The 625-nt window shown below is 62.4% G+C and carries 2 pseudogenes; both read right to left on the bottom strand.

Annotated features, from left to right (window positions below):
- Nucleotides 1-169: 169 nt before the first annotated feature.
- A pseudogene (locus tag EN859_RS35160) lies at nt 170-487 on the bottom strand (ATP-binding protein); the annotation flags it as partial.
- Nucleotides 420-625: pseudogene (locus tag EN859_RS38840) on the bottom strand (IS21 family transposase); the annotation flags it as partial. The pseudogenes EN859_RS38840 and EN859_RS35160, both read right to left, overlap by 68 nt.

The following is a 625-nucleotide window of genomic DNA, read 5'->3' as shown; positions in this document are numbered from 1 at the left end:
TGCTTTTGCCCATAGGACCGCATTTGTCGTGCCAACTGGGAAATTCATTACAAAGCAATGCGATCGCTCCGATAGCGTTGTGTCTCCTGTCTGACATTGTTGGGAAGTCGACACGCGCCCGTCGCAATGCGGTCGACCTTCCGCGCGAGTTGGGTGACCCGTGAAGGCGGCCGACCAGGACGATGTTGCGCTGATCGGCGACGAAGGCGCCGCCGGGCGAGATCGCGCATCAGGGGTTCGGTGACCGGCGTGTCGGCGAAGTCGAAGTCGTCGATGTCCTTGGCCAGCGGCAACTTGGCGACGGCGAGCTGGTATTTGATGGAGCGGGCCTGCTTCTCCGATATCTCGGCCTGCAAGAGATCACCGACAATCCTGGGCGGCTCGTGCTGTCGCTTGATGGCGACGCGCCCATGATCTCGTCATAGGCGCTGCGCATTCCGTAGAGCTTCAGCGCTCCCATCAGTTCCAGTACCTCGGCGCGTTCCATGGCTGTTTGTCCTCCTGAGACTGTCATAGCGGGCGCAGTCGGCGACCGGCTCGTGAGCCAGCGTCAGGGCCTGGGGAATGGAAAGGATCGTGCCCGGCGCCGGATCGCGGCTGCGGGCCAGGATGTTGAGGATCACCG

This window comes from Mesorhizobium sp. M00.F.Ca.ET.216.01.1.1, assembly GCF_004010325.2.
Lineage (GTDB): Bacteria > Pseudomonadota > Alphaproteobacteria > Rhizobiales > Rhizobiaceae > Mesorhizobium.
This window is presented reverse-complemented; position numbering and strand designations above follow the sequence as displayed.